Here is a 13,885-nt window from a genome sequence, read left to right on the forward strand (position 1 = left end):
TCGCCAGTCGCCCGCACAGCAGTGCGGGTGACTGGCGAACTATCTCACGGAATAGGGTAGGCAGTCCTCAGGCTACCGTCGCGATTAAGAATCACTTCGACGCCGTACCCCCTATTGCCGGCCAGCCCTTGACTCTGTTGTTCACTCAGGATTCCAACCCCATCCGGCCCGGCGTTAATTCGACCTCGATAGAGGTATCCGTCACGCCCCTTCGAGTTATTTATTTGCGCCGGATTTTCTTTCACCACCTGCTGGATCCATTGCTGAACCTTTCGCCCCTTCCCTATAAAGGCACCTTTGTTGATCGGATTATATTCCGCGCCGCCAATTCGATGACTTTCTTGAACGTGTTCCCAACCGTCCCAGTCATCCGTCTTCCACACAACGTCTGGATTCTGTGCGCCAACGTCCTCCGCGGCACCGCCTCCAGAGGATTCGCTACTGGCCTCCGACAGCGCCTTCCCCAGCCCGTCGTTGATGCGGCCGATCCCGTCCGCCGCGCCAACGGCGCCAGTGCCGATCAGGCCTACGCCTCCTGCGGCGATGGGGGCGCCCGCGATGCAGCCGACGCCGGTGAGACAGAGGGCTCCGCCGCCGACGATGGCATCTCCGCCGAGACCCATGAGGAACATGCTTCCGGCGGTTTCCGCGGAACCCCACCAGATGTCGGGCTGGGAGAAGATCGCGGAGCCGTAGTCGACGACGGTGTTCACCGCGTTCGACAGCCAGCCCCCATGGGAGCCGCCGCTCTTGCCGCTGCTGGTGTTGCCGGTGCTGCTCGTGCTGGCCGTGCCGCCGCTGGAGGGGACCGCGCCGGTGGTGTCAGCTGTGCCGTCCGCCTTCTCGGCGTAGCAGTAGATGGACGGGTCGCTGCACTTGTCCCCTGCGTGGCCGCACTTGAGGCCGCCGCACGGATCGGTGCCGGCCGGATCCGCGAGGGTGGCGGGATTGTTGTTGCCGTAGGTGTAGCCGTTGAGGGACTGCTGCTCTGCCAGGTCGAGGATGGGGTCGACGCTGAGGAAGCGTCCGGTGGACGGGTCGTACTCGCGGGCGCCGAGGTGGGTGAGGCCGGTGGCGGAGTCCGCTGAGGCGCCGAGGAACGCCTTGTCGTCGGGCCAGGTTCCGGTACCACCGGCGCGCGGGACACCGAACGGAGTCGTGTACCGCTTGGTGACGGCCTGCGTCGCGGCATCGATGGCGAGACTGCTGGTTCCGTGCTGGTCGGCCGCGAGCCAGGTCAGTGTCGAAGTGGTCGAAGTGCCGGACTTGTTGCTGCGCAGGGCGATGGCCGAACCGCCGACGGTGTAGTACCGCTGGGCCCAGTACTTGGCGGTCGAGGTGGAGGTGTCGAGGTGGACCTCGGTGCCGTCGTCCAGGTAGAGGACGGTCTCTCCGCCGGTGTCGCGGCGGATCAGGAGGGTGCCGTCGGCGTCGTAGACGTGGCCGGTGGTGCTCTTGGTGCTTCCTGCACCGGTCTTCTCGGTGAGGGTGTCCAGTTGGCCTTCGGGGGTCCAGGTGAGGGTCTGGGTGTCCGCGCCGTTGGGTCGGCCCGTCGTGTTGCCGGTCGTGTCGTAGGAGTAGGCGGCGGTGACTCCCGTGCACGAGGACGCCGTGGTGGTGGCGGTCAGTGCGTGCGGCCGGGTCGCGCTGTAGCAGTAGGTGCTGGTGCTGTCACCTGCTGACGTGTGGGTGGTGTCGGTGGTGCGCAGGCCGCTGTCGGTGTAGGCGTACGAGGTCCAGTAGGGGGCGGCGCCTCCGAGGTTCGCGGTGGTGCGGCCCGACGTCGAGCAGTCGGCGGTGGACGGCGTCCAGGCCTCGGTCAGACGTTGGTGGCCGTCGTAGGAGAAGCACTGGTTGTCCGCCCCGCCTGTGCCGCCGAGGGTGGTGGGGTCGGTGATGGAGGTGACGTCGCCGGCGTCGTCGTAGGAGTAGTTCAGTTCCTGGAGCTCGTAGCTGTCGGTCTGGCCGGTGACGGCCGCCTGCTTGAGCCGGTCGGTGCCTTCCTCCCAGGCGTTGGTGATGTAGGCCTTCTTGGTACCGGCGGCCGAGGAGGTGCCGAGGGTGAGCTGGTCGGTCTGGCCGATGGCGGAGTAGGCGGCTCCGAGGAGGTAGTCGCTGGCGCCGCTGACAGTGGTGGGCAGGCCGACGGTGTCGTAACCGGTGTCGATGGTCTCGGCGGCGAGGCCGCCGGCCGCGGGCTCCGAGACGTACTGCTGGGTGCCGTCGAGGTTGTAGTACGTCGAGGATGTCAGCGTGGCCGCGACGGCACCTGACGTGACCAGAGCGTCGGTGGACGGCAGGACGAGTTGGGTGGTGGTCGGCCGGTACAGGCTGTCGTAGGCGGTGACCTTCCTGGTGTAGGCCGCGCCGGTCACTCCGCCGACGTAACTGGTGGCGGAGTCCAACTGCCCCTTGACCAGGGTGTCGTAGGCCCAGTGGGTGAGTTTGTCGGCGTCGGTCTTGGCCGCCTGCCACTCGTCCGTCGTGCGGCCGAGATCGTCGTAGGCGTAGAGCAGCGTGGTGTTGCGGGAGTCGGTCGTCGTGGCGACCTGGTCCAGGTCGGTGTACGAGGTGGTGGTCTTCCCCTCGTCCGGGTCTGTCGCCGTGGTCCGGCGGCCGAACAGGTCGTAGGTGTAGGACCACCGGGTTCCGTCGGTCGCGGTGACGGTGTCCGGCTTGCCGTCGCGGGTGTAGCCGTACTTCGTCGAGGTGTAGGCGGTGCCGACGCCCGCACCGTAGGCGGTGTCGGCGGGGGCGGTACCGGCGTACTCGCGCCGTTCGGTCGTGCGGCCGAACACATCGGTGAGGGTGCGGACCGCGGATCCGCCGGCCGGGGCGGTGGTGGCGGTGGAGTCACCGGTGTAGGCGGTGGTGGTGGACCACTTCTGCACGCCGTAGACGTAGAAGGTGCTGCTGGTCGGGCGTTCGGCGCCGTCGAAGACGATGTCGGTCTGTTTCGGCGCACCGCCGTACTTGGCCCGGGCGTAGGTGCCGGAGGGAGTGGCGGCGTCGTCGAAGACATCGGCGTACGTTTCGTACGCCAGGCCGCGGCTGTCGTAGCGGGTGTCGGTCAGCAGCCGTCCGCCGTTCGCGGTCGGGGACTGCGTCTGCAGCGGCCGAAGCAGCGAGTCGTAGATCGTGTAGGTGGTGTTGTAGACCCCTTCACCGCGGATCGTCGAAGTGGACGACCAGGACGGGGCGTTCCTGCCGACCGAGTACGCGTAGGTGTAGTTGGCCCCGTATCCGCCGGAGCGGGCACGGTTGGGCAGCCAGACTGCCGTCGCCCGGCCCAGCGCGTCGTAGGTGGATTCGGTCAACTTGGTGTTGATGTCATAGGACTTGACGGTCGTGCCGCGGGCGTAGTCGAGGTAGGTGTAGCTCTTCTGGCCCTTGGGGTCGGTGACCGTGACCTTGGTCAGCGGCCCGGTGGTGATCGGGGTGTAGGCGGTGGTCGTCACCTTGCCCGCCGCGTCGGTGGCGGTCAGGGGGCGGCCCAGGGTGTCGTACGTCTTCCTGGTGACGGTCTGCCAGGAGGTCGGGGACCGCTCGCCACCAGTGGCCGTGGCCGGGTAGGCGGACGCGCGGCCGGTCCAGCTGACGTCGCCCAGGGTGGGCGTCTGTGTGGCGGTCCAGGCGGTGGCGGTGGTGTCGTCGTAGACCGTGGCCGCGTCGGACAGCACGTCCCCGCGGGTGCTCGACGAGGTCGGCAGGCTCAGGTCGGTCTCGGCCGTGGAGCAGGCACGGCCGACGACGCGGGCGCGGGAGACCAGCGAGTTGATGCCCAGGCTGTCGTTGCGGGCGTACCAGGTGCGGGTGCAGGTCTCGTCACCGGTGACAGCCGTGTCACCCGCGTCGTACACGCTGGTCGGCATGCCGTAGCCGTCGAAGCCGGTGGTGACGGTGCGGGTGCGCCAGGAGGCGGTGGCCGTCAGGTAGGTCGAGGTCTGGGTCCGGTAGGTGCGGATGAAGTAGGCCTCGATGTCGGCGTACGACTTCTGCTGACTCGCGGTTCGGCTGGACCACGGGTCGTTGACCGTGACCGTCACCGGGGTGGAACCGTTGTAGGTGATCTCCTCCCGGGTGAAGCCGGAGAAGCGGTCGCTGTCGGTCTGGTCTGCCACGCTCAGGCCGGTGAAGCCGATGCCCGGGACGGAGACCGAGCGGGTCGTGCCGTCCTTCTGCCGGTCGCCGTCCATGCCTTGCAGGTACACGGACACGGTCTTGGACCGGGTTTCGGTGGACGCGCCCTTGACGGCCGTGACGGTGCGGTAGCCGCGCCAGTCGGACCAGGTGCGTTCCGTGGCCGGGGTCAGCGGGTCGTTGTCGTAGTGCCAGGCCGGGCCGGCGTAGCTGTAGTGGTTCTCCGTCGTCTCGCCGAGGCCGGTGGGGTCGGAGGTGACGACGTCCAGCACCCGGTATTTGTTGAACCAGTCGAGGGTCGCCTCGGTGGCGCCGTTGACGTGCCAGTAGACCGGGTAGCAGCTTTTCGTGTCGTTGTCCTCGGCCGACGGCATGTCCGAGCCGCGTACGCACTCCGGGTCCGACAGCGTCACGTTGGTGACCGCGCCGGTCTCGGAGGTGATGGTCTGAATACGGGGGCGGTTCAGCGGCAGGACGTCGTCGGTGGAGGAGTCGACGCGGTTCTCCCGCATCTGGTAGGTGAACGTCACCGGGTCCAGGGAGATGGCGGTGCCGTTCTTGCCGGTGTGCTGGACGCTCTTGAGGACGAGGCTCTGGTCGGTGCTGTTGCCGATGTCACCGGGGTCCAGGAACTGCTGGGTGAGCGCCCAGGAGTCGACGGTGGTGTAGGCACCGGCGGTGGCCGACCAGGCGTGGGTGTCGATGCTGGTCAGTCGCTTGCGGGTGAAGAAGTCCGGGCCGCTGGCGTTGCAGTCCGCGCCCGAGGCGCAGATGGAGTCGAACGGGACGTCCGGCCAGTCGGAGGAGGTGGAAGAGGTCAGTGAGGAGCAGTCGGACGCGGTGCACCGCTCGTCGTAGCCGAAGGTGACCTCGTCCGAGGCGGTGCCGGTGAACAGGGTGTCCTTGTTCTGCCCGTAGAGGATCTTGGTGAGGTAGCCGCCCCTGGTGTACTGGGCGGTGCCGGTGGACGCGCCGTTCTTGCCGTAGTAGTTGGTCTCGGCGGTGTACCAGTACGACATCGCGTTGCCGTGCGGGTCCACCACGTAGTCCAGGTTCCAGCGCCATGCCTGGGTCAGTGAACGGCCGGCGAAGGTGGAGCCCTGGTCGTACCCGGGCTCGCCGGAGTCGTCGCCGAACACCGGTTCCGTCCATACGGAGTCGGTGCGCTGGGTGTCCGCACCGGGCAGCTTGTTCAGGCCGAAGACGTACTTGGTGCCGTCGCCGGTGACGACGGTCCAGTACTCGCCGTCGTTGTCACCGTTGTCGGCGCCGGTGGAGTGGGTGACGGTCGAGGCGTCGTCGTCCTTCAGATGCCAGACACCGGTGGTGTCGTCCTTGACCAGTTCGGTGGACTTGCCGTTCAGCACCAGCGAGGCGTTGTCGTACTTCCAGCACTGGTCGTACTTGCCGTCCTGGCCGTCGTCGTCGCACGAGGCGTAGGACCGCTCGACGTAGGAGGACGCCACGTCGCCGAAGCCCTCGCCGACGACACTTCCCTGGTTGTTCGTCGAAGCGGTCCTGCCGTCCACGCTTCCGGAGTCGTACGACAGCGACAGGTCGGGCGACGGACCGGCGGCGGCCGGAGGGGTGGCCAAGGGGTACGACCAGGTGAACGAGCCCGAGGAACTTCCGGCCTCCCAACTGGAGGACGCCGAGAGCTTGCTGGCCGCGTAGTCACCAGAGCCGGACGCCGACTCCCCGGCAGTGGCGGTGGCTGCCAGCACCGTGGCCGCCGCGGTGGTGCCGGCGGCCATGACCTCGGCCGTGAGGGTCTGGTCGCCGATGTCGTTGTGCGAGCCGAGCGGTGTCTGCGTCCGGCATGCGGCCTTCTGCGGGGTCGTCAGGACGCAAGCGGGCAGCCGGACCAGGCGCAGGCGGCCCGACCAGTCGCCGCCGTAGGCGGAGGCGAACGCCGAGTAGTCGACGCTCACCCGGGCGGAACCGGGGTCCGTGGCGGACGCCGTCAACAGCACACCCTTGATGCCCGCCGCCCGGGCCTGTCGCTGTCCGAGGACCCGCACCCGCACCTGACCTGCGACAGGGTCGGTCCCCGGGGCGGGCGTGACCGTGACGGGCAGTCCTCCCGCCGTCAGCTCGGCGGCGCCCTGCCCGGGTATCGCCCCGGTCGCCGTGGCGGCGGCGGGCCAGGCGCTGTGCTGCTGGGCACGTGCTCGTTCGGCCTGGGCCGCGTTGGCGGCCTTGGTTCTCTCGACCTGTGCTCGGGCTTCCTTCGCGCCGAGGCCCGTGTCCGTACGTACCTTGTCGACTCGCTGCTCGGGCACGGCCGGTCTGCCCAGGCCGCCGTCGGCGGCGTGCGCGGCCGGCACCGCCAGTCCCGCCGAGGCGGCCAGGGCCATGCTCAGCACGGCGACGAGAGGTGTCCCCCGGCGACGGCGGATCCAGCGGGATTTCGAACCGGAACTCATGACCGGACCTCCATGCGAGCAGGCTGTGGACACGGGGGAACTGGGAGGGAGGGAGGAAAGGAGGGAGTACAGGTGCTCAGTCGCCGACGGTGTCGATGATCTGCTGCTGGTCCGCCATGGCACCGGCCCACAACCTGATGTCGGTGATCTTTCCGGGCAGGTAGTGGCCCCACGCCCCGCCGACGTAGCCCTCACCGGCCGCGAAGTCGCCGGACCCGGCCACAGCCGTGTAGGGATGGGTGACGTCGGCGTCGTTCTCGTCGGGGCCGAGGTAGAAGTGGACCGTGCCGGTCGGGGCGTCGTACGTTCCGGTCATCCGTACCGGGCTGCCCAGTTCCGCGGCTTCGTCGGAGACCACGCCGGTGAAACCGCCGTCGGTGTTCAGCCGGCCGAAGTACCACTTGCCGACCGGGACGGTCGTGTCGGTGTCCGGGTCGAGGTCGGTCCCGGTCAGCTGGTACCAGAAGCCCCAGGCGGAGCCGTCCGCGCCGCGCTGGCCGACGACCTGGGCGGTGTAGCCGACGGGCTTGTTCAGCAGGGCGTCGCTGTCGATGTCGACCAGGGTGCTGGCGGTGAACGACGCCGTGTCGTCCAGTACCGGACCGGGGGCACTGGCCCTGCCGTCATTGCCGTCCAGGACGATGCCCTCGCCGTCGAGCGAGGCCCCACCGGACAGCGTGAGGGTGCGGCCGTATCCGGACACGGAGTCCGCGAGCGTGGTGCCGCTCGCACCGTCCGGGTTCCAGGCACCCATCAGCTCCACGCTCGCCGCGCCATCGGAGTCGAGCAGACCGTCCTCGGTGGCGATCTCGTCGCTCGTCAACGTCCGTTGCCAGACGGCCGCTTCGTCGACCCGGCCCCGCCAGTAGTCGACGTAACTGCCCGGCGTGAAACTGGCCCGGCCGAACTGCAGGGTGCCGTCGCTCGTCGTGGCGTCCGAGGTGGTGGGCAGCGCCACCGGTGACCCCTGCGGACGCCCGTTGACGTAGAGGGAGATGGTGCGATGCACGGAGTCGTACACACCGGTCAGATGCGTCCAGACCTTCAGGGGTACGCCCGCGACATCGGCGTTCGTGCCCAGGTACTTGCGTACGCCGTTCTCGTACCAGCTCCACAGGAACACCCAGCGTTGGACGCCCGGCGAGTAGTACAGCGCGAACCCGGAGCCGTCGCTGCCCGTCTCCGACAGCACCGCGCGGTAGTCGGAGCTGTCCGTGAGATACGCCCAGGCCGACACCGTGAACGACGACTGGGTGTTGATCACGGGAGCGGCCGTGGCCGCGTACCCGGACTGACGGGTCGTGTCGGAGGTGTCGTTGAGCCACAGCGACCGGTCACCGTCGCCCCTGCGCGCGAGCGACGACCAGCCGGCGCCGGTCGTGTAGAGCGTCGCCGTGTGACGGGCGCCTTCCGTCGCCGTGTCCGCGGCCGTGATGGCACCGGAGCCCGGCGCCGCGTCGTCGAAGTGCCAGCGGCCGATCGCCGTCTTCCCCTCGGCGACGTCGAACTTCACGATCGCTTTGGCGCCCCAGCGTCCGGCGCTGTCCTGCGCCCGCACCTGAAGCTGCTGGGTGCCCGCCAGCTGGGGCGTGATCGCCTTGGTGACGGTGTTTCCGGAGATCGGCTGGGACCAGGCGGTCGCGGACGCCAGCTTGTACTCGTAGGCGGTGTTGGTGTCACCGGAGGCCGGCGAGAAGGTGAACTGGCCCGCCTCGCCCGGCCCTCCGGCCGCGGCACAGTCGTTGGCCGTGCATTCGGAGTACGGGCTCCCGACCGTCACCGTGGGCGCCTTCGGGGCGGTGGTGTCCACCTTGAAGTAGCACCAGCCCTTGGTGGTCACCGTGCTGTGCGACTCCAGGTAGCTGTCGCCGCTGTCGTAGTACGAGCGGCTGAACACCGCCAGCCGGTACAGGGGCACGTCCGACAACGTGATCGGCGAGGGGTAGGTGAGGACGGCGCCGTTGCCGACGTATCCGCTGGTGGGCCGCACCGGTTCGGTCGTCACCACCGGCCAGGTGCCGTCGCTGCTCCGCTGCTGGATGTAGAAGTGCGCCCGCAGGCTCGCCCCGCTGCCGCCGCCGGTCGCCGTCCACACCGTCGCGGTCAGGCTGGGCGTGGGATCGGTGATGACGTCGGGGTCGGTGGAATCCGTCTCACAGCTGATCCCGCTGCCCTCGACGATGCCTGCCTTGGTCGGCGCCGCGGGCAGCCCCACATAGGTCACCGACAGCACCGCGTCGTTCCGGAACCGCTTCCAGGCGCTGGTGTCCGTCTCGTCCCTGGCCTTCAGCAGCAGCGTCAGCCGGGAGAACTTGCCCGCCGCGAGGTTCCCGACCGCCGACGTCAGGCTCGAACCGGTGAACTCGATCGGAGCCGGTGGTTGTGAGGGGGCGCAGGCGGAACTGCGGCCGGCCGAGACGTCGCGGCTCGCCATCGTCCCCAGGTTCGAGGGACGCGAGGACCAGGTGGTGGACGAGGAGATGTTGCTGGTGCGCTCCAGATCGACCCAGCGCGCGTCACAGGTGAACGACCAGCTCTCGGTGGCCCTGAACGTCGCGGACAGCACCTTCTTGCCCGCCAGACCGCTCGGCGAGAACTGGAAGTACAGCCGCTCCGTGTACCCGGGACCGCAGTAGTAGCCGTCGTACGAGGAGCAGTGGCCCACGCCCTTGCCCTCGTTGTCGCTTCCGTTGCCCCAGTTGAAGTCGGAGACGCCGTCGGAGCGCAGATAGGTGTGGGCCGTCTGGTCCAGGCCGACGCTGGGGTCGATGTAGAGGGGGTAGGCGCCGCTGTCGCTGTTCGCCAGCATGCCCGCGTCCGGTACCACCGCCAGCGAATCCGTGCCGACCTGGACGGCCAGCACCGCGGACGTGTCGCCGTCGCCCGGCCCCGCCGTACCGTCCGCCGGCGCTCCGGCGGAGGGGTCCGTGGTCGCTGCCGGGGACGGGTCGGCCGCCTGCGCGGCATCGGTCGTCCGCTCCAGCTGGGCAGTCGTACCCGCGGTGGTCGCGTCGCCCTGGGAGTCCCACATCAGCGCGGGAGGAGCCGTGAAGACCGGGCGCGCGTCGTCGTCCACGGCGGTCATCCCACCGCCGCTCGTCGGGGCGACCGTCAGCCCGTCCGCCTGGAGCGAGAAGACGACCTTCTTCAGCGCCGGATCGGCCGCCGCCTCCGGGGTGTTCACCACGAGCAGCTCGCGGAAGCCCTCGGTCGTCGCCGTCATCCGCAGGTCCACGCCGGGAAGCACATCGCCGTAGACCGCGCTCGCTCCGTCCAGCGTGGGCTTCGGCAGCTGCCCCGGCCAGCCCAGCCGCAACGACTTGCCACCCCGGGTGATGTCCACCAGATCCGAGCCGTCGCCGCCGTCGGAGAAGGCCAGGGACACCACTGCCGCCTTCGGACCGACCGTGCCGTCCGCCCTGACTTCGAGTGTCGGGTCGGGAGACGTCCACGTCCCCTGGCCCTGCCGCACCCGTACCGGCGTGGCCGACTGGTCCAGGGTGAACGTCGTGCCGTCCGGATCGGCGTACGTCGTCGCGTACTCCGTGCGGTCGTCGACGACCTCGACCGGAGAACCTTCCGCGACCGCCTTCTGCGAGGCCGCCGCCTCCGCGGAGAGCGACGTCGCGGTGGTGGAACCGTCGTCCTGGACGTCAGCGGCGGCCGGATACATCGCGGTCGCCGCGACCGGCTGGATCAACAGGACAACTGCGGCCAGCCATGCCGTGCGCGACGACCGCACACGTCTTCCCCCGGACTCCCCCACGACCCACCCCTGAGTGCTCCGCCGAACCGATCACGCTCACTTGATGATCGAGAAGCCTGGCAGGGAAGCGTTCATGGAAGCCCAAGGGAACCATCAAGACCAAACGATCAGTCGGCCACATACAGGCAAAAACCGACGATCGTTCACCTCTACGACGCGGGGAGGTCACCCCGCATGTCCCTTTCCATTTCCAGCAGTTGCTCGTTCGGCACCGCCCCGCCGAACCGCCGGTCCCGGGAGGCGAATTCGACGCAGGCGCGCCACAGGTCACGCCGGTCGAAGTCGGGCCAGAGGACGTCCTGGAACACCATTTCGGCGTAACTCGACTGCCAGATCAGGTAGTTGGAAGTCCGCTGCTCACCACTGGGCCGGAGGAAGAGATCGACGTCCGGCATGTCGGGGTAGTAGAGGTACTTCTGGATGGTCTTCTCGGAGACCTTCTCCGGGTCCAGCTTGCCGAGGGCGACATCGCGGGCCATCGCCTTCGCGGCGTCGGCGAGTTCGGCTCGGCCGCCGTAATTGACGCAGAAGTAGAGCGTCATGGCGTCGTTGTTCTTGGTCTGCTCCTGGGCGATCTGGAGTTCCTGTACGACGGACTTCCACATCTTGGGCATCCGCCCGACCCACCTGATACGGATGCCCAGTTCGTCCATCTCGTCGCGCCGCCGCCGGATGACGTCACGGTTGAAGTTCATCAGGAAGCGGACCTCTTCCGGTGACCGCTTCCAGTTCTCCGTCGAGAAGGCGTAGAGGGAGAGATTCTTGACGCCGAGTTCCAGGCAACCCTTGAGGACGTCGAGGACGACCCCTTCGCCGACCTTGTGCCCCTCCGTACGCGGCAGACCGCGCTCCTTGGCCCAGCGGCCGTTCCCGTCCATGACGCAGGCCACATGGGTGGGTACGAGTTCGCCGGGGAGCTTCGGCGCGCGGGCGCCGGAGGGGTGCGGTTCCGGCGTCCTGTACTCGCGGCGCCGGCTCCCCAGGATTCCGCGTACGACCATGCGCTTCTCGTCTCCCTCAGTGCTTGTCTCTAGTTCTTCTCTACATAGCGCAGGGAGCGCAGTCCGCGCTCCAGGTGCCAGTGCAGATACGCGGACACCAGTCCGCTGCCCTCCCGGACATGGCGCGGTTCACACGCGTCCGCCGTGGCCCAGTCGCCCGTCAGCAGCGCGCCGAGCAGTTCGAGGGCCTGAGGAGAGGGTACGACGCTGCCGGCCACCCGGCAGTCGACGCAGACGGAGCCTCCGGCGGCGACGGAGAAGAAGCGGTTCGGGCCCGCCATACCGCACCGCGCGCAGTCGCTGAAGGTGGGTGCGTAGCCGTTGACGGCGAGGGAGCGCAGCAGGAAGGCGTCGAGGATGAGGTGCGGCTCGTGCTCGGCACGGGCGAGGGTGCGCAGCGCGCCGACCAGCAACAAATACTGCTGTACGGCGGGCTCGCCCTCGTGATCGGTGAACCGTTCCGCCGTCTCCAGCATGGCCGTACCGGCGGTGTAGCGGGCGTAGTCGGTGACGATGCCGCCACCGTACGGAGCGATGGTCTCGCTCTGCGTGCACAGCGGCAGCCCGCGCCCGACCAGTTCGCTGCCCCGCGAGAAGAACTGCACGTCGACATGGGAGAACGGTTCGAGCCGCGCCCCGAACTTGGACTTGGTCCGGCGTACCCCCCGGGCCACGGCCCGTACGCGCCCGTGACCGCGCGTGAGCAGCGTGATGATCCGGTCGGCCTCACCCAGCTTCTGGGTACGCAGGACGACTCCGTCGTCACGGAACAGGCTCATGGGGTCATTGTCGCGTACGGAACGGGGGGCCCGGACGGGGGCGGTAGCGCTTCGCCGGATACGCGGTGCAGAACCTGCGGGTCCGCTGTGGCTGGTCGCGCAGTTCCCCGCGCCCCTAAGGGGCGCGGCACCTCATCCGGGGACGCCCCAGATCCCGCCAGGCCCCGCAGGGAACCTCAGGGCACCTCGCCGCGGCTGCGTGCGTTCGCGTACGCCGTCGCCGCGCTGAGGCGTTCCGCCGGGGTCGCGGGGCGGAGGGTGTTCGGGGGCGCGTCCCACTCCCGGCCGCCGCCGTACGATCTGAGCTGGACGTAGGGTCCCTCGTGGCCCATCACCAGGCCCACCTTTCCCGCGCGGGTGTCCATCACGTACGTACCGATCTCCGGCCGCCCCGGCTTTCCCGACTTCGCCGGCCGTACGTCGTTCATCGCAGCGCCGCCACGATCCGGGCCGCCGTCTCGACGTTGCAGCGGCCCAATTCGATGAGCGGACAGGGCGCTTCCCGGGCGACACTCGCCGCGTCCAATCGGAGCGTCGGCAAGGTAATCCCGGCGTTTTTCAACGCCGTCCGCAATTCCTTCACAATTTCCTCCGCTTCTTCGACACAGGCCGTCGAGTGTGCCGTCTGTCGTGCCGTCACCGTGCTCCCCTTGCTTATCGAGTTTCACTCTTCGCACTTCTACGGTGACGTGTTGTGCCTACACTCGGAAGGCTCTGGGCGCAGCAACGACGGTGCAGTTGAAGGGGGTTCGGTTCGGCTATGGCCAATGGTTCGCAACGGCAGGCGGCCTGGGAGTTCTTCGGGGCGGAGTTGAAGCGGCGGCGGGAGGAAGCGGGGTTAACCCAAGTGGAGTTGGGGGCGATGGTCTTCGTCTCCGGGGGCTACATCGGGCAGTTCGAGCAGGCCATTCGTAAGCCGCAGTTGGATGTGGCGATGCGACTGGACGACGTACTGCAAACCGACGGTATTTTCGAGCGCACGTGGCGCAAGCTCATCGACGACAAGCGATACGCGGATTACTTCGCGAAGGCTGCGGAGCTTGAGTCGCTGGCTACGAAGATCTCCGAGTTCGCACCCGCGCTGGTGCCTGGGCTGTTGCAGACCCCGGCGTACGCACGCGCGGTCACCATCGCCATGAACCCGCTCGCCCCGGACGAGTACATCGAGGAGAAGGTGTCCGGACGACTGGAGCGCGCGAAGATCCTCAAGGACGCTACACGGCCCGAGTATTGGGCGATCCTGCACGAGAACACGTTGAAGGTTCCGGTCGGCGGACCCGCCGCCATGGCCGAGCAGTTGGAGCACATCGCGAACCTCGTGCGAGAGCGAAAGGTGCTGGTCCAGGTGCTGCCGTACTCGGCTGGTGCGTACGCCCTCATGAACGGGATGGTCACGCTCATGGAGTTCGATGACGCGCCCCCAACGGCCTATACAGAAGCCGTGTATTCGGGGAACCTGCTGGACGATCCGGCTGTGGTGAAGCGCGCGCAGGCGTCATACGATCTGATCAGGGCCGCCGCGCTGTCGCCGGAGGCGTCCCTGGCCCTGATCGAGTCGGCGGCGGAGGACCACAGACGATGCGCGAGTACGACCTGAGCAACGCCCGCTGGCGCAAAAGCACCTACAGCGACGGCAACGGCGGAAGCTGCGTCGAAGTCGCCGACGGAGTCCCCGGAGTGGTGCCCGTCCGAGACAGCAAGGTCTCGGACGGGCCGGTACTGCTAGTTGGTGCGCCTGCCTGGGCCGAGTTCATCGGCCATGTCATCTGACCC

8 protein-coding genes are annotated in these 13,885 nt (G+C 68.4%); 2 read left to right on the forward strand and 6 right to left on the reverse strand.

What is annotated here, in order from left to right; translation table 11 throughout:
- Positions 1-44: 44 nt before the first annotated feature.
- From CW359_RS22195 to CW359_RS45380, 6 genes are all read right to left on the reverse strand, one after another.
- Complete coding sequence (locus CW359_RS22195; protein ID WP_232838525.1) at positions 45-6,566, reverse strand: RHS repeat domain-containing protein; 6,522 nt, start codon at positions 6,564-6,566, stop codon at positions 45-47.
- Between the two features lie 76 nt (positions 6,567-6,642).
- Positions 6,643-10,308 (reverse strand): laminin G domain-containing protein, encoded by a 3,666-nt coding sequence (locus CW359_RS22200; protein WP_105971825.1) that lies wholly within the window; start codon positions 10,306-10,308, stop codon positions 6,643-6,645.
- Positions 10,309-10,481: 173 nt separating this feature from the next.
- A complete protein-coding gene (locus tag CW359_RS22205; protein ID WP_105971826.1) occupies positions 10,482-11,333 on the reverse strand; it encodes an isoprenyl transferase in 852 nt (283 codons plus the stop codon).
- A gap of 29 nt (positions 11,334-11,362) precedes the next feature.
- Positions 11,363-12,112 carry a DNA repair protein RecO gene (recO, locus tag CW359_RS22210; RefSeq protein ID WP_105971827.1) on the reverse strand — a complete coding sequence of 250 codons (750 nt, stop codon included), beginning with the start codon at positions 12,110-12,112 and terminating at the stop codon, positions 11,363-11,365.
- Between the two features lie 176 nt (positions 12,113-12,288).
- Positions 12,289-12,540: a hypothetical protein gene (locus tag CW359_RS22215; RefSeq protein ID WP_105971828.1), complete on the reverse strand. Its 252-nt coding sequence runs from the start codon at positions 12,538-12,540 to the stop codon at positions 12,289-12,291.
- Entirely contained in the window at positions 12,537-12,752 is a 216-nt protein-coding gene (locus CW359_RS45380) for a hypothetical protein (RefSeq protein WP_157968614.1), read from the reverse strand. The genes CW359_RS22215 and CW359_RS45380 overlap by 4 nt, the downstream gene beginning before the upstream one ends.
- 120 nt (positions 12,753-12,872) lie before the next feature.
- Here CW359_RS45380 and CW359_RS22220 point away from each other — a divergent pair, with 120 nt between their 5' ends.
- Together CW359_RS22220 and CW359_RS22225 are read left to right on the forward strand one after the other, a co-directional pair.
- Positions 12,873-13,709, forward strand: a complete 837-nt coding sequence (locus tag CW359_RS22220; RefSeq protein WP_105971829.1) for a helix-turn-helix domain-containing protein — start codon at positions 12,873-12,875, stop codon at positions 13,707-13,709.
- Positions 13,691-13,882 carry a DUF397 domain-containing protein gene (locus tag CW359_RS22225; RefSeq protein ID WP_105971830.1) on the forward strand — a complete coding sequence of 64 codons (192 nt, stop codon included), beginning with the start codon at positions 13,691-13,693 and terminating at the stop codon, positions 13,880-13,882. Before CW359_RS22220 ends, CW359_RS22225 begins: the two co-directional genes overlap by 19 nt.
- The last annotated feature ends 3 nt before the right edge of the window (positions 13,883-13,885 follow it).

Origin of the sequence: Streptomyces geranii (assembly GCF_002954775.1) — a bacterium.
Taxonomy (GTDB): domain Bacteria; phylum Actinomycetota; class Actinomycetes; order Streptomycetales; family Streptomycetaceae; genus Streptomyces; species Streptomyces geranii.